Raw genomic sequence first — 23,202 nt, forward strand, 5'->3', positions numbered from 1 at the left:
GCCGGTGCTACTGCGGCGGTGTCCTGTCGAGTTCGGCGGCCAGGACGTCCCAGATCCGCCCGGCGACGTCGGGATTGATCAACATCTCGCGGTGGGAGCAGTCGAGCTGGTGCTCCCTGACCTCGCCCGCGACGAAGGGCTCCCACAGGTCGGCCTTCGAGGACGAGTCGGCGGAGATCAGCAGCAGGTCGCCGTCGGTCTTCCGCGTCCGGTGCGCCAGCAGGATCTTGGTGTTGTTCCGCACGATCCGGACGTAGGCGTCGTGCTCCTCGCCGGTGAGCACGCCGGCCACCGCCTCCTCCTGCTCGGCGAAGCCCGCCCGCTCCTCGGCGGTGGGGCCGCCGTCCATCGGGCTGGCGTCCAGGACGACCAACAGCGAGACCTCCTCGCCCGCTTCCTGCAGTTGAGCGGCCATCTCCTGGACGACGTTGCCGCCGAAGGACCAGCCGAGCAGCTGGTACGGGCCGCTGGGCTGCACCGCGCGGATCTGCGCGACGTAGTCGGCGGCCATCCGCGTCAGCGAATCGGGCAGGTCGCTGGTGGCCGAGTCCGCGCCCCGCGGCCGCAGGGCGTACAGCGGGTAGTGGTCCGACACGCGGTTGGCGAGCCAGCCGTACTCCCACCCGAGACCCAGCACGGTGTGGGCGCAGAAGATCGGTGTCCTGTCGCCGCTCGACCGCATCGGCACCAGCACGTCCGCGGACTTGCGCTGCCCGCCCCGCGCGATCCGGTCGAGGAGTCCGGCGACGGTCGGCGCCTGGAAGACCGCGCGGATCGGCACCTCCGCGTCGAGGACCGCCCTGATGCGGTTGACCAGCCGCACCGCCAGCAGCGAGTTCCCGCCCCGCTCGAAGAAGCTCTCCTCGACACCGACGGACGGCACCTCCAGCACCTGCTCGAAGATCGAGCAGAGCAGCTGTTCCCGCAAGGTGACCGGGCTGCGCCCGCCCGCTCCGGGGCCCGCGGACTCGTCAGGGGCCGGCAGCGTCGCGCGATCCAGCTTGCCGTTCGCCGTCAGCGGCAGTTCGTCCAGCACGACCACCGCCGAGGGCACCATGTACTCCGGCAGCTTGCTCGCCGCGAACTCCCGCACCGCCGCCGCCAGCCGCACCCTGTCGTCGACGGCTCCCGCATCACCGACGACGTAGGCCAGCAGCCGCGGCGACCCCGGAACGTCCTCCCGGACCACGACCGCGGCCTGCGCCACGCGCTCGTGCCCGGCCAGCGCCGCCTCGATCTCACCGAGCTCGATGCGGAAGCCGCGCAGCTTGACCTGATCATCGATCCGGCCGACGAAGTCCAGCTGCCCCTCGGCGCTCCACCGCGCCACGTCGCCCGTGCGGTACATGCGCTCGCCGGCGGACCCGAAGGGGCAGGCGACGAACCGCTCGGCCGTGAGCGTCGGACGCCCCAGGTAGCCCCGGGCCAGCCCGTCGCCGGCCAGGTACAACTCCCCCGCCACGCCGGGAGGCACCGGCCGGAAACCGTCGTCGAGCACGTAGGCCCGGACGTTCCAGAGGGGCGCTCCGATCGGCACGGTCGGGCCGTCCCGCTCCGGATCGCATTCCCAGGCGGTGACGGCGATCGAGGCTTCGGTGGGCCCGTAGAGGTTGTGCAACGGCACTCCGAGCACGTCCCGGCAGCGATCGCGCACCGAGGCGGGCAGCGCCTCGCCGAGGCACAGGACCGTGCGCAGGCTGGTGCACCGCTCCAGGGCCGCTTCCTCCAGGAGCGTGCGCAGCACGGAGGGGACGAGCTGGACGACCGTCACCTGCTCCCGCTCGATCAGGTCGACCAGGTACCGGGGATCCCAATGCCCGCCTTGGCGGGCCAGCACCACCCCGGCGCCGTTGAGCAGCGGCCAGAACAGCTCCCAGACCGAGGCGTCGAACCCGAAGGAGGCCTTCTGCAGGATCCGGTCCTGCGGGACGAGGCGGTACTCCGCCTGCATCCACGCCAGCTGGTTGACCACCCCGCGGTGCGGGACGACCACGCCCTTCGGGGTGCCGGTGGATCCGGAGGTGTACATGACGTAGGCCGGGTGATCGGAGCGCAGCGGTGCCGTCCGGTCGGCGTCGGTGATCTCCCGGGTGTCCGCCGCGGCCACCGCTGCCCGCACCGCCTTGTCGTCCAGGCTGATCCACTCCGGCTCGAACTCCCACGGCCGGGGCCGCCCGAGCCAGGACGCGGAGCTCGCCGTGGTCAGAACGGCCACCGGCGCGGCGTCGGCGAGCATGTGGTCGACGCGCTGGAGCGGCTGGTCGGAGTCGATGATCAGGTAGGCGCCACCGCTCTTGACGATGGCCAGCAGCGCGACGACCTGCTCCACCGACCGGTCCATCGCCACACCGACCACGGTGTCCGGCCCCACCCCGCGCGTGATCAGGTACCGGGCGAGCCTGGTGGTCCGCGCGTCCAGCTCCGCGTAGGAGACCCGCTCCTGCCCGGCCAGCACGGCGAGGGCGTCAGGGGTGCGTTCGGCCTGGAGGTGGAGCAGTTCGGCGAGCGTCCGGTCCGGCACCGGGTGGGACGTGTCGTTCCAGTCCCGGAGGACCCGCTTCTGCTCCGCGGGGTCGAGCAGGTCGACGGTGTGCGCCGGCGCGGCGGGGTCCCCGGCGATGGCCTCCAGGACGCGGACGAGCCTGGCCATCAAAGTGTCCACAGTGGACTTGTCGAACAGCTCGGCTGCGAACACCACGCCGCCGTCCATCCCGGCGGGCGCACCCGCTTCGTCGAACTGCTCGTGCACCTCGATGTCCAGGTCGAACCGCGCCGACAGCAGTCCGGTGGGGTCCTCGGTCACGTGCACGCCCGGCAGCTGCGGCACCGAGCGGGGGTTGTTCTGCACGGCGAGCATGACCTGGAACAGCGGGTGCCTCGCCATCGAACGGGCGGGCGCCAGCTCCTCCACGAGCCGTTCGAAGGGAACGTCCTGGTGCTCGAACGCCTCCAGGACGGCGGCACGCACCCGGTGGAGCAGTTCGGTGAAGTCCGGCTCGCCCGACAGGTCGGTCCGCAGCACCAGGGTGTTGGAGAAGTACCCGACCAGCCCGTCGAGCCCCTGGTCCATGCGTCCCGCGACGGGGCTGCCGAGCACGATGTCCCGCCCCGCACCGCTCTTCGACAGCAGCACCGAGACCGCGGTGTGGAGCAGCATGAACATCGTCACGCCCTCCGCCAGCGCCAGTTCCGCCAACCGCGCGTGCAGTCGCGCCGGGATCCGCAGCGCGGCCCAACCCGCCTCGCGGTCGGACACGGTCGGGCGCGCCCGGTCGACGGGGAGGGCGAGCTCCTGCGGGGCCCCGCTGAGCTTCTCCTTCCAGTAGTCGATCTGCTGGGCGAGCACGCTGTCCGGGTGGTCGGTGTCGCCCAGCAGTTCCCGCTGCCACAAGGTGTAGTCGGCGTACTGCAGCGGCAACGGCGCCCAGCCCGGTTCGCGCCCCGCGCGCCGGGCGGCGTAGGCATCCGAGAGATCCCGCCACAACGGGCCCATCGACCAGCCGTCACCCGCGATGTGGTGCACCACCAGCGACAGCGCCCACTCCTCGCCGACGGACGATCCGCCTTCGGTGACGCAGAACAGGTCGGCCTTCACCGGCGGTTCGACGGCGAGGTCGAAGGCGTGGGCGGCCAGCTCGTCGCGACGCCGCGCCAGCTCCGCCGCCGTCACGGTGGTCGTCGGGAGGTCGACGGTCACCTCGTCGACGGGGTGGACGAACTGCGACGGCTGATCTCCCACCTGGGGGAAGGTGGTCCGCAGGCTCTCGTGCCGGGCGATCACGTCGGCGAGCGCGGCCCGCAGCGCCCCGGTGTCCAGCGGTCCGGAAAGCCGCAGCAGCAGGCAGATGTTGTAGAGGTGGTTGGGGCCTTCCAAGCGGTCCAGGAACCACAGGCGGCTCTGCCCGTAGGACACCGGCAGCACCGGCGGCCGGGACATGGGCACCACCGGCGGCCGGACCGGGCCGCGGGACTGGGCCAGCTTTCCGGCTAGCCCGGCCACGGACGGTTCCTCGAACACCGCCCGCACGGAGATCTCCGCGTCGAAGACCGCCCGGATGCGGCTGACGAGCTTCACGGCCAGCAGGGAATGCCCGCCCAGCGCGAAGAAGTCGTCGTCGAGACCGACGCGGGGCACGCCGAGCACCTCGGCGAACAAGGTGCACAGGAGTTCCTCGCGCGGGGAGGCAGGTGCGCGCCCGAGATCGGTCGACGCGGCGGGCTCGGGGTCGGGCAGGGCGGCGCGGTCCACCTTGCCGTTGACGGTCAACGGCAGCCGGTCGAGCACCGTCACGTACGACGGCACCAGGTGGTTCGGCACCCGCTCGGCCATGAATTCCCGCACCTCGGCGGCGAGCTCATCGCCACCGGTGCGGCCCGACGGCACCACGTACGCCGCGAGGCGCTTGTCGCTCGCGCCGTGCTCGCGGACGACGACCACGGCCTGCGCCACGTCCTCGTGGGCGGACACGACGGCCTCCACCTCGCCGGGTTCGACGCGGAAACCGGCGATCTTGACCTGGTCGTCGGCGCGTCCGACGAACTCCAGCACCCCGTCGGCACGCCACCGCACCACGTCACCGACGCGGTACATGCGGGCGCCCCCGTCCTCGAACGGGCAGGCCACGAAGCGCTCCGCCGTCATCCCGGGACGTCGGGCGTAACCGCGGGCCACCCCGTCACCGGCGACGTACAGCTCACCCGGCACGCCGACGGGCACCGGGCGCAAGGCGCTGTCGAGGACGTAAGCGCGGGTGCCGGCCAGCAGACGCCCGAGCGGGATGTCCCGGCCGCTGTCGACGTCCTCGCGGCCGACGGGATGGGTGTGGGTGTAGGTGGTGCTCTCGGTGGGGCCGTAGCCGTTGGACAGGACGGTGCCGGGCAGCGCGTCGAGCAAGGCGCGCGAGTGCTCGACGGAGAGCTTGTCGCCGCCGGTCAGCAACGAACGCACCCCGCGCAGCGCGTGGACGTCGACGTCGATGACGTGGTGCAGCAATCCGGTGGGCAGCATGGCGACGGTGACCCGGTGCGCGGCGAAGAAGTCGCTCAGCGACGCCACGGACGGCGACCCCGCGGGGCCGACGGCGAGGGTGGCCCCGTTGAGCAGGGCCGGCCAGATCTCGAAGGTGGCGGCGTCGAACGACACGGACCCGACGTGCGCCACCACGTCCCCGGCGCGCAGGTCGGCGTAGTCGGCGGGGTGGGCCAGCCGGTCGATGGCGCGATGGGTGACGGTGACGCCCTTGGGCCTGCCGGTGGAACCGGAGGTGTAGATCGTGTAGGCGGCGGAATCCAGGTGCGGCACCGGTTCCGGCGGTGTGGCGTCCTCGGCGTCCACGGCGGCACGGGTCGCCGGTTCGTCCAGCACGACACGAGCGCCCGAGGCGGGCGTCGCGGGCAACCGCGACACCACACCGGTGGTGGTGAGCAGGACGGCCGGGCCGCTGTCGTCGAGCATCATCTCGATGCGGGCGGCCGGGTACTCGGTGTCCACGGGGAGGTACGCACCACCCGTCTTCAGGACGGCCAGCAGCGCGATGACCATCTCCGGTGAGCGTTCCATGACGACCGCGACGGACCGCTCCGGCCCTGCGCCGTGGCGCAGCAGGTACCGGGCGAGCCGGTCGGAGCGGGCGTCGAGTTCGGCGTAGGTCATGCGGAAGCCGTCGGCGACCAGTGCGGTGGCGTCCGGGGTGCGGGCGGCCTGCGCGCGGAAACTGGCGGTCACGGTCTCGGCCGGTTCGGGCCGGTCGGTCGCGTTCCACTCGCGCAGGACTCGGCCCCGTTCGGCGGCGTCGAGGGGGTCGATGCCGTGGACCCGCTGCCGGGGGTCGGCGGCGACGGCGCCCAGGACGTGCAGCAGCCGAGCCACCAGTGCCTCGGCGGTGGCGCGGTCGAAGAGCTCGGTGGCGTAGGTGAGGCCGCCGTCGACGCCTGCTGGAACGCCCTGGTCGTCGTACTGCTCGGCGGCTTGGAAGTCGAGGTCGAACTTGGCGCCGGGCACGTCGGTGTCGAGCCGTTCGAGGTGCACGCCGGGCAGATCGGCCGTGGCAGCGGGCACGTTCTGCACGGAGAGGATGACCTGGAACAACGGGTGGCGGGCCGTGGACCTCGCGGGCGCCAGTTCCTCGACGAGCCGCTCGAACGGCACTTCCTGGTGGCCCAGCGCGCCCAGCGCCGACTTGCGCACGCGGCCGAGCACCTCGACGAACGTGGGATCGCCGGACAGGTCCGTGCGCAGCACGAGGGTGTTGACGAAGAAGCCGACCAGGTCGTCGGCGGCCTCGTCGGTGCGGCCCGCGATGGGGCTGCCCAGCGGGATGTCCGAGCCCGCACCGAGCCGGGAGAGCAGCACGGACAGCGCCGCCTGCCAGACCATGAACATCGTGACGCCCTGCGCGGCGGCCAGCTCGGCCAGCGCACCGTGCAATTCGGCCGGCGCGTGCAAGGGCACCCAGCCGCCTTCGTTGCTCGCGACCGCCGGCCGCGGCCGGTCGGTGGGCAGGGGAAGCTCCTCCGGGATGCCCGCCAGCGCGTCCTTCCAATAGGCGACCTGGTGGTTGAGGGGGCTGCCCGGGTCGTCCGAGTCGCCGAGGAGTTCGCGCTGCCACAGCGTGTGGTCGGCGTACTGCACCGGCAGCGGATCGAAGCGCGGGGCACTCCCGGCGCGGCGGGCGGTGTAGGCGGCGGAGAGGTCGCGCAGCAGCGGGGCCATGGACCAGCCGTCGGAGGCGATGTGGTGCGTGACGAGGACCAGCACCGCCTCGCCCGTGTCCCCCTCGATGTCGAACAGGGTTGCCCGCACGGGGAGTTCCCCGGCGAGGTCGAAGACGTGCTGGGCGGCTTCGGCGATCCGCGCGTCGAGGTCGGCGCGAGCGACGGACTCGACGTGCAGGCGCGCATCGGCTTCGTCGGCGGGAACGACCTGCTGGTAGGGCTGCCCGTCGTGCTGCGGGAAGCGGGTGCGCAGGCTCTCGTGCCGGGCGACCACGTCGGCCAGCGCGGCATCGAGCGCGGCGACGTCGAGATCGCCGGTCATCCGCGCCGCGAGCGGGATGTTGTAGAGCGCGCTGGCGCCTTCGAAGCTGTCCACGAACCACAGGCGGCGCTGGGCGTAGGACAGCGGGAGCAGCTCCGGCCTCGACCGGGCCGTGAGGGCGGGCCGGGCCGGCGCGTCACCGGCCTCGCCGATCGTCGCGGCCAGTCCGGCGACGCTCGGCGTCTCGAACACGGCCTCCACGGGGATTTCCGCGCCGAGGACGGTGCGGACCCTGCTGACGAGGCGGACGGCGAGCAGGGAATGCCCGCCGAGCGCGAAGAAGTCGTCGTCGACACCCACCCGCGGCACGCCCAGCACGTGCGCGAAGACGGCGCAGAGCAGCTCTTCGCGCAGTGACGGCGGTCGGAGCAGGTCACCCGCAGCGAGCGCCTCCGGGGCCGGCAGGGCCGCACGATCGACCTTGCCGTTGCCCGTCAGGGGCAGTCGGTCGAGGCTCACCACGGCGCTCGGCACCAGGTATTCCGGCAACCGGGCGGCGACGTGCTCGCGCAGCGGCTCGGTGTCGTCGCCACCCGTCCAGACCACGTAGGCCACGAGGCGCTTGTCGCCCGGGACGTCCTCGCGGACGGTGACCACCGCCTGCGCCACGGCCGGGTGCGTGGCCAGCACCGACTCGGCTTCGGCGGGCTCCACCCGGAAGCCCCGGATCTTCACCTGGTCGTCGACGCGGCCGACGAACTCCAGCACCCCGTCGGCCCGCCACCGCACCACGTCGCCGGTGCGGTACATGCGGGAGCCGCCGTCCTCGAACGGGCAGGCCACGAAGCGTTCCGCCGTGAGCCCGCTGCGTCCGGCGTAGCCGCGGGCCAATCCGGCCCCGGCGAGGTACAGCTCTCCGGAGACTCCCACCGGGACCGGGTCCAGCGCGCTGTCCAGGACGTAGCAGCGGGTGTTGTCCATCGGCCTGCCGATGGGGACCACGTCGCCGATGTCGGCGGGGTCGGTCAGCGGAATCTGGGTGCCGATGACGGTGATCTCGGTCGGGCCGTAGCTGCTGCGCACGACGATGCCGGGTGCCGCGTCGAGAACCCGCCGCACGGCGTTCTTCGGGACGACGTCGGCACCGGTGAGCACGTCGCTCGCACCGGCGAAGGCCTCGGGGTCCTCGTCCGCGATGACGCGGAACAGACCGGCCGTCAGGTGCACGTGGGTCAGCCCGTGGTCGGCGATCAGCGCCCGCAGCCGCGCGGCGTCCATGCGGCCCGGCGGCACGACGAGGATGTCGCCGCCGGTGAGCAGCCGCACCCACAGTTCCACTGTGGACCCGTCGAAGGTGTGGGGCGCGGCGAACATGCCGCGGGCCTTGCCTCGGAACCGCCAGCAGTCGTCGCCCGCCAGGTCGACGATGTCGCGGTGGGTGGTCGCGATGCCCTTCGGCTCCCCGGTGGAGCCGGAGGTGAACATGACGTAGGCGAGCTGGTCGGGCAGGCTGCGCCCGGACACGGCGGTGACCGGCTGGTCCGCCCACGCGGCGGAGTCCCCGGCGCGGACCACGGTGGCGACCTCCCCGCGCAGGTCCTCGGCGTAGCTGTCGTCGGCCACGCACAGCGAAGTTCCGGCGCGGTGCAGCACCTCGGCGATGCGGGCAGCGGGCTGGTCCGGGGAGACGGTGACGTAGGCACCGCCCGCCTTGAGGATCGCGAGCAGCACGACGACGACGTCGATCGAGCGGTCCATGACGACGCCGACCGGCGTCTCGGGAACCACACCGAGGTCGATGAGGTGGTGGGCGAGCTGGTTGGAGCGGTGGTCCAGCTCGGCGTAGGTGAGCTGCTCGGGCTCCTCGGTGAGCGCGGTGGTCAGCGCGATGGCCTTCGGCGCGCGGGAAGCGCGGATCGCGAACAGCTCGGGGACGGTGAGCGCCAACGTGTCGCTGTGGGTGGCGTTCCACTCGGTGAGCAGGCGTCGCCGTTCGGTGGGGTCGAGCAGGTCGACGCGGGCGACGGGGCGGTGCGGGTCCGCGGTGACGGCGTCGAGGACGCGCAGCAGGCGCGCCACCAGGGTTTCGGCCGTGCGGTGGTCGAACAGGTCCGCGGCGTAGGTGAGGCCGCCGAGCATGCCGTCCGGTTCGCCCGCGTCGTCGAAGAGCTCGACGACCTGGAAGTCGAGGTCGAACTTGGCCATCGCCGGCGCATCGGGGCGGGAGTCGACGTCGAGGCCGGGCAGCGTCACGTCGCGCTGCGGGATGTTCTGGACGGCCAGGATCACCTGGAACAGCGGATGACGCCCCTTCGAGCGGGATGGCGCCAGTTCTTCCACGAGCCGTTCGAAGGGGATGTCCTGGTGCTCCAGCGCACCGAGCGCGGCTTGGCGCACCCTGGCCAGCACCTCGGTGAAGTCCGGGTCCCCGGACAGGTCGGTGCGCAGCACGATGGTGTTGACGAAGAACCCGACGAGGTCTTCGACCGCCTCGTCCGCGCGTCCGGCGACCGGGCTGCCCAGCGGGATGTCCTCCCCCGCACCGAGGCGGGACAGCAGGAGCGCGAGGCCCGCCTGCCACACCATGAACATCGTGACGCCCTCGGCGCGCGCCAGCTCCGCCAACCGCTCGTGCAACTCGGCGGGCACCTCGATGTCGGCCCAGCCCGCGATGCGGCTGTCGACGTCCGGTCGGGGCCGGTCCGCGGGCAGCGCGAGTTCCTCGGGTGCGCCCTCCAGCGCCTTCCGCCAGTAGGAGACCTGGTCGTGCAGGAGGCTGTCGGGGTCGTCCGGATCACCGAGGAGATCTCGTTGCCACAGCGCGTAATCCGCGTACTGCACGGGCAGCGGCCGCCACTCGGGCGCCAGGCCGTCGCACCGCGCCGCGTACGCCACCGACAGGTCCCGCCACAGCGGGGCCATCGACCAGCCGTCACCGGCGATGTGGTGCACCACCAGGACCAGCGCGGAACTCTTCGGGCCGGTCGTGAACAGCACCGCCCGCAGCGGCAGCTCGGTGGCCAGGTCGAAGACGTGCGCCGAGGTCTCGGCGATCCGCGCGTCCAGATCCCCCGCGGCCACCTCGACGACGGGCAACTCCACCACTGCCTCGCCGACGGGCGTGATCTCCTGGAACGGCTCGTCGTCGACTTCCGGGAACCGGGTCCGCAGCGTCTCGTGCCGGGCCACCACGTCGCCGAGCGCGGCCCGCAGCGCGTCGACGTCGACCCGCCCGGTCAGCCGCAGCACCAGCGGGATGTTGTAGAGCGCGCCCGCGCCCTCCAGCTGATCGCTGAACCACAAGCGGCGCTGCGCGAACGACAGCGGCAGCCGCTCCGGCCGCGCACCGGCCGACACCGCGGGCCGCACACCGGCGCTTCCCGACTCGGCGAGCCGTGCCGCCAGCTGCGCTGGAGTCGGCGCCTCGAACAGGGTGCGGATGGGGAGTTCGGCGCCGAGGACGGTGCGGATCCGGCTGGCGAGGCGCACCGCTTGCAGCGAATGCCCGCCGAGGGCGAAGAAGTCGTCGTCGACACCCACCCGCGGCACGCCGAGGACCTGGGCGAACACCGAGCACAGCAGCTCTTCGCGGAGGCCCGCCGGACGGCGCTCGAGCGCCGTTGCGGGGGTGTCGACGGTGTCGCCGGGTTCCGGGTCCACGAGGTGCACACGCCCCTCGCGGTCCCAGCGGGCGCGGCGTCCGGTCGGGCGCATGGGGCTCCCGTCGTCGGTGAAGGGACAAGGAACGGAGGCGTCGTCGTCCCGGGCCGCGCCGTCGACGACGTGCAGGTCGCCGAGGACGCCCGGGGCCACGGGAGAGCGGCCGGCGTCCAGGACGTAGACGGCGGCGCCCTCGTAGTGCGGCTGCCGGTGGGGCCACTCGGTCAGGACGTGCCGTCGCTCGGCCGAGTCGAGGACGTCGACCTGGTGCACCGCGCGACCGGGTTCCCGCGCCATGTCGCTGAGGACGCGCAGCAGGCGCGCCACCAGTGCTTCGACGGTCTCGTGGTCGAACAGGTCGGTGGCGTAGCCGAGCACGCCCGTCATGCCGTCCGGCACGCCCGCGTCGAAGCGCTCCGCGATCTGCAGGTCCAGGTCGAACTTGGCGTCGCCGGTGGCCGACCGGAGCGGTTCGACGTCGGCGCCCGCCAGTGCGGGCTCGGTGCGCGGAGTGGACTGCGCTTCCGCGATCACCTGGAACAGCGGGTGGCGACCGGTGTGGCGAGCGGGGGCCAGTTCTTCCACGAGGCGCTCGAAGGGGACGTCCTGGTGCTCCAGCGCACCGAGCGCGGCTTGGCGCACCCTGGCCAGCACCTCGGTGAAGTCCGGGTCCCCGGACAGATCGACGCGCAGCACGACGGTGTTGACGAAGAACCCGACGAGGTCTTCGACCGCCTCGTCGGTGCGGCCCGCCACCGGGCTGCCCAGCGGGATGTCCTCCCCCGCCCCGAGCCGCGACAGGAGGACGGCCAGCGCCGCCTGCCACACCATGAACATCGTGACGCCCTCGGCGCGCGCCAGCTCCGCCAACCGCTCGTGCAACTCGGCGGGCACCTCGACGTCCACCCAGCCACCGCCGTGCCCGGTGTCAGCGGTGCGCGGCCGGTCGAGCGGCAACGCGAGCTCGTCGGGGGCACCGGCCAGTTCCGCGCGCCAATGGGCGAGCTCACCGGAGAGCAGGCTGCCGGGGTCATCGGCCTCGCCGAGCAGATCTCGTTGCCACAGCGCGTAATCCGCGTACTGCACCGGCAACGGCCGCCACCGCGGTGCCGCGCCCGCGCACCGCGCCGCGTACGCCTCCGAGAGATCCCGCCACAGCGGGCTCATCGACCAGCCGTCACCGGCGATGTGGTGCATCACGAGCACCAGCACCGAAGTCTCCGGGCCGGTCGTGAACAGCGCCGCCCGGAAGGGGAGGTCGGTGGCCAGGTCGAAGACGTGCCCGGCCGCCTCGGCGATCCGCGGGTCCTCCTCGCCCTCGGCCGCCAGCACCGGCAGTTCCACCGTCGCGGCGCCGACCGGGACGATCTCCTGGTGCGGCTCGCCGTCGATTTCCGGGAACCGGGTCCGCAGCGTCTCGTGCCGCGCCACCAGATCACCCAGCGCCGCCCGCAGCGCGGCGACGTCGACCTTCCCGGTCAGCCGCAGCACCAGCGGGATGTCGTAGAGCGCGCTGGCGCCCTCCATCCGGTCCAGGAACCACAACCGGCGCTGCGCGAACGACAACGGCACCCGCTCCGGTCGCGCACCGGCCGACACCCCGCGGCGCGCGGGGGCACCGTCGGCCTCGGCCAGCCGAGCCGCCAGCGCCGCCACCGTCGAGGCCTCGAAGACGGCCCGCACCGGGATCTCGACGCCGAGCACGGCGCGAACCCGGCTGACCAGGCGCACGGCGAGCAGCGAATGCCCGCCCAGCGCGAAGAAATCGTCGTCGACACCCACCCGCGGCACGCCCAGCACCTGGGCGAACACCGAGCACAGCAGTTCCTCGCGCACACCCGCCGGCCGGAGAGCGGAGCCGGTGGCGCGCTCGGGCACCGGCAGGGCCGCGCGGTCGAGCTTGCCGTTGACCGACAGCGGCAACCGGTCGAGCACGACGAAGGCGGACGGCACCAGGTGCGCGGGGAGCCGGGACTCCACGTGGCCGCGCAGCGCGGTGGGCAGCTCCTCCCGCTCGGGCCCGGCGGGAACGACGTAGGCCGTGAGCCGCTTGTCCCCGGGCGCGTCCTCGCGGACGACGACCGCGACCTGAGCCACGCGCGCGTCGTCGGCGAGCTGCGCCTCGACCTCCCCCGGTTCGATGCGGAAGCCGCGGATCTTGACCTGGTCGTCGGATCGGCCGACGTAGAGCAAGCGGCCGTCGGCCGTCCGGCGAACGGTGTCGCCGGTGCGGTACATGCGGGAACCCGCCGGCCCGAACGGATCCGCGACGAACCGCTCCGCGGTGAGCCCGTGCCGGTCCAGGTAGCCGCGAGCGACGCCACCGCCCGCCACGTACAGGTCGCCGTCGACGCCGTCCGGCACGAGCCGCAGGTGGGCGTCGAGGACGTAGAGGCGCACACCGGGCAGCGGGCGGCCGATCGTCGGGGCGTCACCGGGGCGCAGCGGGCCGTCGGCCGCCGCGATGACGGTGATCTCCGTCGGTCCGTAGGCGTTGCCGAACCAGCGCTCGGCGCCCCATCGGTCGACGAGCGCGGAGCCCAATGCCTCCCCCGCCACGAGCACGGTCTCCACGCCGGCCAGCCGCTGCGCGTCGTCGACCATGCCGAGGACCGTCGGCGGCAGCTGCAGGTGGGTCACGCCCTGCTCGGCGACGGTGTCCTCCAGGCCCGCGCCGGGCAGGAGTTCGGCGGCGGGGGCGACGACGAGGCAAGCGCCCGCGGCGAAAGCCGTCATGATCTCCCAGGTCGCGACGTCGAAGCCGAGCGAGGCGAACTGCAGGAGCCTGCTGCCGGGGGCCAACCCCGGCCAGCGGAAGGCGAGCAGGTTCACCGCGCCCGCGTGCGGGACCACGACGCCCTTGGGGGTGCCGGTGGAGCCCGAGGTGTAGATGACGTACGCCGGGTGCTCGGGACGCAGCGGGACCGTGCGGTCGGCCTGCGTGAGCGGATGGCCGGGACGGGCGGCCACGGCGGCGCTGACCGAGGGGTCGTCGACGACGATCGGGGCCGGTCCGGGCAGCGGGACGGCCTCGGCGATCGAGGCGGTGGTCAGGACGGCCACCGGGTCGGCGTCGTTGCACAGGTGGGCGATGCGTTCGGCGGGCTGGTCCGGGTCGATCGGCACGTAGGCGGCGCCGGATTTCAGCACGGCCAGCAGCGCGACGATCGTCCCCGGTGAGCGGTCCATGAGGAGCACGACCCGGCCTTCGGCTCCGACGCCGTGACCGATCAGGTGGCGGGCCAACCGGTTGGCCCGCTCGTCGAGCTCGGCGTAGCTGAGGCGTTTGGCGCCGAAGGCGAGGGCGTCGGCACCGGGGGTGGCGGCGGCCCGGTCGGCGAACACGTCGGCGAGGGTGCGGGTGCTCTCGGGAACGCCGGTGTCGTTCCACTCGACGAGGACGCGGTGCCGTTCGGCGGCCGGCAGCACGTCGATGTCGGCGAGCGGGGTGAGCGGGGCCTGTTCGAGGGCGGTCACGACGCGCTCGGTGGTGGCCTGCAGCAACCCGATCACGACGTCGGGGTCGATCCCGGCCGCGGCCTGCACGTCGAAGGCGATCCCCTGGCCTTCGTCGTCGACCGACACCAGCAGCGGGTAGTTGGTGCGTTCCCGCGCAGCGAGGACGTCGGCTCCCGATGGGAGAACGGTCGCGCGGTCGTCACCCGAGGTGTTGTGCCGGTAGTTGAGGACGGCGGTGAACAGCGGAGCGGGCACGGGGACGCCGCTGGCGCGCTGGGCGTCCGCGAGCGAGGCGTGTTCGTGCACCAGCAGCTCGGCCAGCTGGGCGTGCATGTCCCGCACCGCGCCGACCACACCCGCGTCGCCGATCGAGGCCCGCACCGGCAGCGTGTTGATGAACATGCCGGGGACGTGGTCGGCACCTGCCTGCATGCGTCCGAACAGGAGGGTCCCGAACACGACGTCGTCGCCTCCGCAGAGCGCGGCGAGCACCCGGGACCACACGACGTGCAGGACGGTGGCGGCGCTCGCCCCGGCGCGCCGGGCCTGCTCCCCCAGCCGGGTGGTGACCTGCGGGTCCAGGACGGCGCGGCGTTCGGTGACGTCGCGGCCGTCGCCGCGCACCTCCAGCACCCCGAAGGGGGCGGTGGGTTCGGTGACGTCGCCGAGCAGGCGCGCGAAGTGCGCTTCGTGCTCCGCGGCGGGCGTGCCGAGCAGGGCTTCGCCGACGAAAGTGCGGTAAGGCAACGGGTTCGGCAGGTCGTCGCCGTGGCCGCCGAGGAAGGCGGTGACCTCCCGGAGGACCAGTTCGAGGGTGGTGTGGTCCTGGGTGATGTGGTGCATGCGGATCGCCAGCAGCCAGCGATCGGTACCGGGTTCGGCCGCGGTGAGCACGTCCAGCAAGGGGGCGCGACGCAGGTCCATCGGGCCGTCGGCGAGGGCCAGCAACCGCTCCGCGCCGTCGTCGGCCGCGTCGAGTTCGACCTCGGTCACCGGCAGTTCGACGTGCCGGTGCACGACCTGCACGGGATGCGGGAGCCCCTCCCAGACGAGACCCGTGCGCAGCACTTCGTGGCGCTCGATGACGCGCGGCCAGGCGGCGAGGAACGCCTCCAGCAGCGCCCGGGTGTCGAACCGCAGGACGTAGCGCACGAGGTACGGGTCGTCGGTGCCGTTCTCGGCGTGCAACCGGTGGTGGAAGAACAGGCCCTCCTGCAACGGGCCGAGCCGGTAGATGTCGGCGACGTTGGCGGCGCCGCCGGGAACGCCACCGGTGACGGTGTCCAGCTCGGCGGCGGTGAGCCCGGCCAGCGGCACCATCTCCGGGGTGATCCGGGTGGCGCCGGCCGGCGGGCTGCCCTCCGGGACGTCGACGGGTGCGCGACCGGCGACGGCGGCGAGCCCGGCCGGTGTCGGCGCGGTGAACAGGGTCCGCACGTCGACCGGCACACCACGGGCGCGCAGTCGCTCGACGAGCCGCACCGCGAGCAGGGAATGCCCGCCCAGCGCGAAGAAGTCGTCGTCGACGCCCACCCGGTCCACGCCGAGGACCTCGGCGAAGGCGGCGCAGAGGACCTCCTCGCGCACCGTCGAAGGGCCGCGACCCCCGGAGGTGACGAACTCGGGCGCGGGCAGCGCGTCCCTGTCGAGCTTGCCGTTGACGGTGAGCGGCAGCCGCTCCAGCGGGACGACCGCCGCGGGCACCATGTGGGCGGGCAGCAGTCGGGTGACGGCGTCGCGGACCGACCGCGCCAGCGCGTCGCCGTCCTCTGCGGGAACGCGGGGGACGACGTAGGCGATCAGCCGCTGGTCGCCGGAGGTGTCCTCGCGCAGGACGACCGCGGCGTGCGCGACGCGCTCGTCGGTGAGCAGGGCGGCCTCGACCTCACCGGGTTCGATGCGGAAGCCCCGCAGCGACACCTGGTCGTCGGCGCGACCCAGGTACTCCAGGGTGCCGTCGCTCCCCCACCTCGCGAGGTCGCCGGTGCGGTACATGCGGGCACCGCCGGGCTCGAAAGGATTGGCCACGAACCGGTTCGCGGTGAGCGCGGGCATGCCGAGGTAGCCGCGCGCGACACCGGAGCCCGCGACGTACATCTCACCGACCACGCCGGGCGGTACGGGTCGCAGGTGGGCGTCGAGGACGTGGACGCGGGTGTTGTCCAGGGGCAGGCCGATCGGGCTGGCGCCGTGCGGGCCGGGCCGCGTCCCTGGGCCGATGTCGAGGTGGGTGACGTGCACGGTGGTCTCGGTGATGCCGTACATGTTCACCAGCGCCGGGCCGTCCCGGCGGACGAGCCGGTCGGTGTCCAGCGCCTCGCCGCCGAGGACGACGAGGCGCAGCGGGGCGTCGAGAGCGGTGCCGGGTTCCTGCTCGTCGGCGTGCTCGAGCTGGTGGAACGCCGACGGGGTGTGGCTGAGGACGGTGACGCCCTCGGCGACGACCAGGCTCCGGAACTCGCGCGGCGAGCGGGACGTGTCGTGGTCGACGACGACGAGCCGACCACCGGTCAGCAGACAACCCCACAGCTCCCACACCGAGAAGTCGAAGGCGTGCGAGTGGAACCAGGTCCACACGTCCTGGCCGTCGAACGAGTACCGCGCGGCCGCGGTCCGCAGCAGGGCCGTGACCTGGGCGTGGGTGACGACGACGCCCTTCGGGACGCCGGTGGAACCGGAGGTGTGGATGACGTAGGCCGGGTGGTCGGCCAGCAGCGGGCAGGACCGCTCGTCCTGGGTGATCGGCTCCGACCTGCACGCTGCGACGGCGGCGCGGACGGCCAGGTCGTCGAGGACGACGCGGTCGACATCGGCGGGGAGTCGATCGGCGAGTCCGGTGGTGGTGAGCAGGACGGCGGGCTCGGCGTCCGCGAGCAGCGCGCTGATCCGGGCGTCCGGGTGCGCGGGGTCGATCGGCACGTAGGCACCGCCCGCCTTCATCACCGCGAGCAGCGCGACGACGAGGTCGGGGGTGCGCTCCATCGCGACGGCGACCCGCGTCTCCGGGCCGATGCCTCGCCCGATCAAGTGGCGGGCGAGGCGGTTGGCGGCGGCGTCGAGGTCGGCGTAGGTGAGGCTCGCGGTGACGGCGCTCGCTTCCCGGCGGGCCGCCGCCTGCTCCGCGAAGAGGTCCGGAACGGTCGCCGAGGGCAGAACCCGGGTGGGGCCGGCGGTCGCGCTGAGCGCGCGGTGCTCGGCCGGGTCGAGCACGTCGAGGGCGTGCAACCGGGTCCCGGGATCGGCGGCGACGGCCTCCAGCACCCGCAGCAGCCGGGCCGCGAACGACTCGACGGTCGCGCGGTCGAAGAGATCGGCGGAGTAGGTGAGCTCGACCTCCACCCCGGCGCGGCGTTCCCACACCTGGAAGTCGAGGTCGAACTTGGCCAGCGGAAGCTCCGCGACGTGGGCGGTGGCCGTCAGGCCGTCCAACCCGACGGCGGTCTCGGGGACGTTGTGCAGCGTCAGGTTGACCTGGAACAGCGGGTGCCGGGTCAGGGAGCGGTGCGGGTCGAGCTCCGCCACGAGCCGTTCGAAGGGAACGTCCTGGTTGCGCAGCGCCTCGACGGTCGTCTCCCGGACCCGGCCGACGACGTCGGTGAAGGCCGGGTCGCCGCTGAGGTCGGTGCGCAGCACGAGGGTGTTGACGAAGAACCCGACGAGTCCTTCCAGCCCGGCCTCGTCGCGGCCGGCGACGGGGGTGCCGACCGGGATGTCGTCCCCAGCGCCGAGTGCGGACAGCAGGACGGCGATCGCGGCCTGCCACACCATGAACGGGGTCGCGCCCTCGGCGCGCGCCAGCTCCGCCAAACGGTCGCGCAGACCGGCGGGCACGTCGAGGCGAACGGTGCCGCCCTCGCGCGCCGAGACCGCGGGGCGGGTCCGGTCGGTGGGCAACGACAGCTCCCCCGGTGCGCCCGCGAGCGCCGCGCGCCAGTGCGACAGTTGGGTGGCCAGCACGCTTTCCGGGTCGTCGGCGTCGCCGAGCAGTTCGCGCTGCCAGAGCGCGTAGTCGGCGTACTGCACGGGCAGCGGTTCCTGCTTCGGCGCGCTCCCAGCCTTGCGGGCGGCGTAGGCGACCGACAGGTCCCGCCACAGCGGGTCCGCCGACCACCCGTCGGCGGCGATGTGGTGCAGCACCAGCACGAGCACGGCGTCCTCGGGGCCCGAGGTCAGCAACCGCGCGTGGCACGGGAGGTCGTGGGCCAGGTCGAAGACGTGCCGAGCGGTGTCCGCGATCTCCGCTTCCAGCCGGTCCGCGGGCACCTCGGTGACGAGCAGCGGGTCGCCGATGTCGTCCGGGGCCACGATGTCCTGGACGGGTTCGCCGTCGTGCTGCGGGAAGCGGGTGCGCAGGCTCTCGTGCCGGATGAGCACGTCGGTCAGCGCCGCTCGCAGCGCGCCGATGTCGAGCGAGCCTTCGAGCCGCAGGACCAGCGGAATGTTGTAGAGGGCTCCCGCCCCGTCCAACTGGTCCAGGAACCACAGCCGACGCTGCGCGTACGACGCAGGAATCACGGACACTCCTCTGGTTTGTTCGGGTCGCCCGATTCGCGGCCGGATCAGCCGAGGTAGTCCTCGGCACCGCCGGTGCGCACGGTGTCCAAGGTGAAGCAGTGGAAACCGCCGCCGAAGAGCCGCCGGTGCCGGTGCCGGATCGGCACCGCGTCGAAGCCGTGCTCTTCCAAGGTGGTGATGAGCGTCTTGCACGCGTCGTTGACCAGAACCGTGTTCTCGTCGACCGACAGCACGTTGAGGTCGATGTAGGGGCTTGCCGGGATCGGGTCGCCGTTCTCGTACTGCGGGTAGTCGTCGATGCCGGGCGGCGGCGGGACGATGATGTCCCAGCTCCGCAGGGCTTCCGGCAGGTAATCGGCGACGCCCGGGTCGCGCAGCAGCAGGGTGCCGGGGCGCAGCGGGACGACGACGCTGTCGATGTGGCTCTGCGTGAGCTTGTCCATGCGGTGCACGCGGAAGCGCCCGCGGAGGTGCCGTTCCAACCACTCGTAGGCGAGCGCGTGGTTGGCGTTGGACACGTTGACGATCAGGTCGCGGCCGAGGCGGAGGCAGTTTGCGCCGTCGATCATCAGCTCGGCCCCGACGTCGTAGGCCGAGTCCTGCGGGTCGAGGGGGACTTCGATGTTCGGAGCGGCGTGGGCCACGTTCTCCGGGTCGAAGGAGTGGTCGGTCATCATGGGGCGCGGCATGGTCGTCCAGCGGGCGCCCTGCCGGAAGTAGTCCTGGAAGACCGGTTTGAGGAACTGCGTCTCGAAGTACCGGTCGCGCAGCATCGGCGGGCACTCGACGATCTCGTCACCGAGGATCAGCGTGTTGTCGCGGATGTTGAGCGGCGGTGTGACCGTGGCTTCGAAGGCGGGAGTGGCGACCCTGGTGACGCCGGGGTCGAGCCGCAGCGGGCGGTGCACGGTGACGCCGAGCGCGGCCAGCTGGTCGGCGACGCCCTCGACGTCTTCGACGAGTTCGCCGAGGAACCGCTCCTTCATCTCCAGCCGGTGCGGGGTGTTGCGCTCACGACGTTCCTCGCTGTCGCGCCAGGTGGACAACGAGGGGTAGTAGCCGCGGGCGCCGGAGATGTTGTCGCTGATGAACATGTCGAAGGACATGTCCCGCACGCGGTCGAGGTAGCCCTCCGCGGAGCCGACGATGACCTCTTTGAGCGGGGTGAAGTCGTCGTAGCAGTTCAGGCGCATCGGCGGTGTCCTTTCGCGACGGTCCGGGGGGCTTCGAGCCGGGTCATGCCGCGGTCTTCTCGCGGAGGAAGGCCGCGAGCCGCTTGACGCCCTGCTCGATCTGGTCGGGGTCGAGGTAGCTGCACGAGAGCCGGAGTTGGCGATCGCAGCGGTCGGTGAGGGAGAACTGGCCCATCGGCGTCCACAGCACGCCGTGCTCGGCGGCCGAGACCTCCAGCAGCGCGAGGTCCGCGGGGACGGGGATGTCGATGCGGACGAAGAAGCCACCGGCGGGCCGCTGCACCGTGATGCCGGGCGGCAGGGCGTCGCCGAGGTGCCGGTCCAGCGCGTCCAGCAGGCATCCCAGGTTGCGCCGGTAGCGCTGCGCCTTGGGGCGTCCGAGTTCGGCCAGCGAACGGCCGTGCTCCAGCAGCAGGCCGCCGACGACCGCCTGGGCCAGCGGCGGGGTGTTGACGGTGGTCATGGTCTTGAGGACGGCCAGTTCCTCGGCCAAAGCCCGTTCGCCGGCATCGTGCTGGACGCGCTGGTCGGCGACGGCGTACCCGACGCGGGCGCCGGGGAAGCCCACCTTCGCGAACGTGCCGACGTGCACGACGCGACGACGGCCGTCCAAGGCCTTGAGGCCGGGCAGGCCGTCGTCCTCCGGCGCGGTGAACCCGTACGCGTTGTCCTCGATGAGCAGCAGGTCCTCCCGGTCCGCCAGGTCGAGCAGCGCGTGCCGGGTGGCCAGTGGCATGCGGGCGCCGCCGGGATTGGAGAAGTCGGGAGCGACGTAGCAGGCCCGGACCCGGCGACCCCCCTGGCGGGCCTCGCGGCACTGGGCGGCGAGGTGATCGACGTCGAGTCCGGCCTCCCCTTCGCGGAGGGGGACGACGGGGATGTCGAGCAGCCGCGCGGCCCCGGTGATGCCCGCGTAGCAGGGGTCGGCGATGCCGAGGACGTCGCCGCCGCCGGAGTGCCGGAACAGCGCGCGCAGCGTCAGCAGCAACGCCTCTTGGGCGCCGACGGTGACCACGATCGCTCGGGGATCGGCGTGGATGCCCTGGTCCGCGCCGATCGCCTCGGCGACGAGATCGTTGATCAGGCCCTGCGCGGGGCCGTACTCGTAGAGCGCGCGCTGCGCGCTGTCCGGGGTGAAGCCGCGTTCGTCGACGAGGTGGGCGACGAACCGGTCGGTCAGCGCGCGGGTGTCGATGTCCCGCATGAAATCCGGGTGCGGGGCACCGGGAGCGAAGGAGATGGCCTCGGGGTACCGGCTCATCACCTCGTTGAGGAAACCGATGGCGCCGAGCGCCGGGTCCCGCACTGAAGCGTGCAGGTCGTCGGCGTGCAGGTCGGGTGTGCCGGTCATGATGCGCTCCGCTCCGCGGCGCGACGCCGCTCCCGCTCCCGCCACCTGCGTTCGACCTTCTCCAGCACGTCCGGGGCGTAGGCGCGTTCGGCCTGCGCGACGGCGAACTCGGCGAGGTAGTCACGGAACAGGTCGAGGGGTTCCTCCGCGACGGCGAGCATGTGCCGGTTGGCCGCGACGGCCGGTGCGGACAGGGCTCGCGCGGCGCGGTCGAGGGCCTCGTCCACGCCGTCGGGCGGAACGATCTCGTCGCAGACGAGCCGCGCCTCGGGGTCGGCCGCCGCGATCCGCCGCCCGCCGAGCAGCACCTGGCGGGCCAGGCGCGCGCCGGTGTGCCTGGTGAGCCTGAGGTTGCCGAGACCGGGCACGATGCCCTCCTCGGCGGCGGGCAGGCTGACGTAGGAGTTCTCCGCCGCGATCACGTGGTCGACGACGAGCAGGAGTTGCATGCCGCCACCGATGGCGAACGCGTCGACGGCACCGATCCACGGTTTGCTGGTCATCCGTTGCGCCACCGCGCCGGGCGCCGGGTCGGTCAGCAGGCCCCGCAGGATCTTGTTCAGGTAGCCGAGCTCGCGGCCGAGGAGGAACTCGACGAACGGGATCCGCCCGTCGCGCAGATCGGTGAGGTCGATGCCCGCGCTGAACACGCGCCGCCCTCGGTACTTCGGGTGGTCGACGGTGCCGCCGCGCAGGACGCCGACCGCGACCGCGTCGTCGAGCAGGACCAGGTCGACGGCCGTGTCGAGGTCGGCGATCAACCGCTCGTCCTCGGCGTTGAGCCGTGCGGCGTTGCGGAATTCGACGTGGGCCGTCGTGCCCCGGCGGGTCACGAGCACCGTGTCCAGCTCGGCCCGGCCGTCGGCGCGGAAGGCGTCGACGAGGTCGAGGGCGCGCGGCGTCGGCCGCAGCATCGTCTCGACGAGGTGGCGGCCCACCGTGGGAGAGCGCAGCACGGCACCGCAGAACAGGCCCTGGTCGATCTCGCGGCCTTCCTTGTGCGCCTGGACGTGCGCGCGTTCGGCGGCCATCTGCTCGCGGGTCGGCACCAGACCGGGGAAGCGCTCGGCCGCCGCGACGACGAGTTCCGGCAGCCGGACCGGACGGGTCAGCCCGTCGGTGAGCAGGCCGTAGATCGTCTCGGTGTGGCGGGCGAGGAAGGCCCGGCGGACCTGGCGGGCGTCCGCGTGGATGCGGGCGGCCTGCTCCTGCTCGTCCGGGGTGCGGTCGGGTCGTGGTGGCAGCGCGGCGAGCCGCCGCTCCCCCGCCTCGGTGAACGTGGCGAGGCGGGCGACGTCCTGGTCGAGCGAGTCGGTCATCCGTCGGCCTCGCTCTCCGAACCGTCCGCCGCGGCGACCGCGCGCAGCCGTCGCAGCTCGCGGTCGCAGGCCGCGAGGTGCGCGCCGAGCGCGTCGTCGTACTCGGCGGACGCGGCTTCCTCCAGGAGGCGCCGCCGGATGCGGGTCTCGTGGTCGGACAGCCGTCCGCGCAGCACGACGGCGGCCTGCACCGCCTCCGCGAGGTCGTCGCTGACCTGGTCGATGATGCCGAGCTCCAGGGCTTCGGCCGCCGGGATGTCGGTGCCCCACATGACGAGTCGGCGCGCCCGCGCCAAGCCGATGTGGTGCACGAGCCGGTAGAGGGACATGCCCGGCCAGTAGTGACCGTCGTTGACCGGCAGCATGAGCGTCAGGTCGGGAGTGCCGATGCGGAAGTCCGCGGTGAGCATCAGATCGAGGACCGGCCCCCCGCAGGTGCCTTCGGCGACGGCGATGTTGACGGCGTCGAGGCGTTCCAGCCGCCGCACGGCGCGCTCCCAGCGGTTGACGTCCTGGATCGAGACGTCACCGGGCCACTCGCGCGGCTGGGCGGGGGCGGGCGGGAACCGCAGGACGGCGACCGTCCGCTCCCGCTGGTCCTCCACCTGCTCGCACACCTCGTTGACGGCGGCCGTCAGCTCGGGAAGCGGCATCCCGCCGTCCAGCCGGGCCGAGACCCCCAACGCGTCGGGCAGCTCGATCCTCGTGTCCGCATGCATCTCCGCAGCC

Annotated in this window: 5 protein-coding genes; all 5 read right to left on the minus strand. The window is 73.0% G+C overall.

Annotated features, from left to right (window positions below; translation table 11 throughout):
- Positions 1 to 7: 7 nt before the first annotated feature.
- The 5 genes from KBO27_RS24315 to dpgB are packed head-to-tail and all read right to left on the minus strand — an operon-like array spanning position 8 to position 23,192.
- Positions 8 to 18,610 carry a non-ribosomal peptide synthase/polyketide synthase gene (locus KBO27_RS24315; RefSeq protein ID WP_210972206.1) on the minus strand — a complete coding sequence of 6,201 codons (18,603 nt, stop codon included), beginning with the start codon at positions 18,608 to 18,610 and terminating at the stop codon, positions 8 to 10.
- Between the two features lie 44 nt (positions 18,611 to 18,654).
- On the minus strand, positions 18,655 to 19,803 hold the full coding sequence (locus tag KBO27_RS24320) for a glycine amidinotransferase (RefSeq protein ID WP_210972207.1): 1,149 nt from the start codon (positions 19,801 to 19,803) through the stop codon (positions 18,655 to 18,657).
- A gap of 43 nt (positions 19,804 to 19,846) precedes the next feature.
- Positions 19,847 to 21,154 (minus strand): aminotransferase-like domain-containing protein, encoded by a 1,308-nt coding sequence (locus tag KBO27_RS24325; protein WP_210972208.1) that lies wholly within the window; start codon positions 21,152 to 21,154, stop codon positions 19,847 to 19,849.
- A complete protein-coding gene (gene dpgC, locus KBO27_RS24330) occupies positions 21,151 to 22,473 on the minus strand; it encodes a (3,5-dihydroxyphenyl)acetyl-CoA 1,2-dioxygenase DpgC (RefSeq protein WP_210972209.1) in 1,323 nt (440 codons plus the stop codon). Before dpgC ends, KBO27_RS24325 begins: the two co-directional genes overlap by 4 nt.
- Entirely contained in the window at positions 22,470 to 23,192 is a 723-nt protein-coding gene (gene dpgB, locus KBO27_RS24335) for an enoyl-CoA-hydratase DpgB (protein ID WP_210972210.1), read from the minus strand. Before dpgB ends, dpgC begins: the two co-directional genes overlap by 4 nt.
- Positions 23,193 to 23,202 lie beyond the last annotated feature (10 nt).

Source organism: Saccharopolyspora endophytica (assembly GCF_018070075.1).
GTDB classification, from domain to species: Bacteria; Actinomycetota; Actinomycetes; order Mycobacteriales; family Pseudonocardiaceae; genus Saccharopolyspora; species Saccharopolyspora endophytica.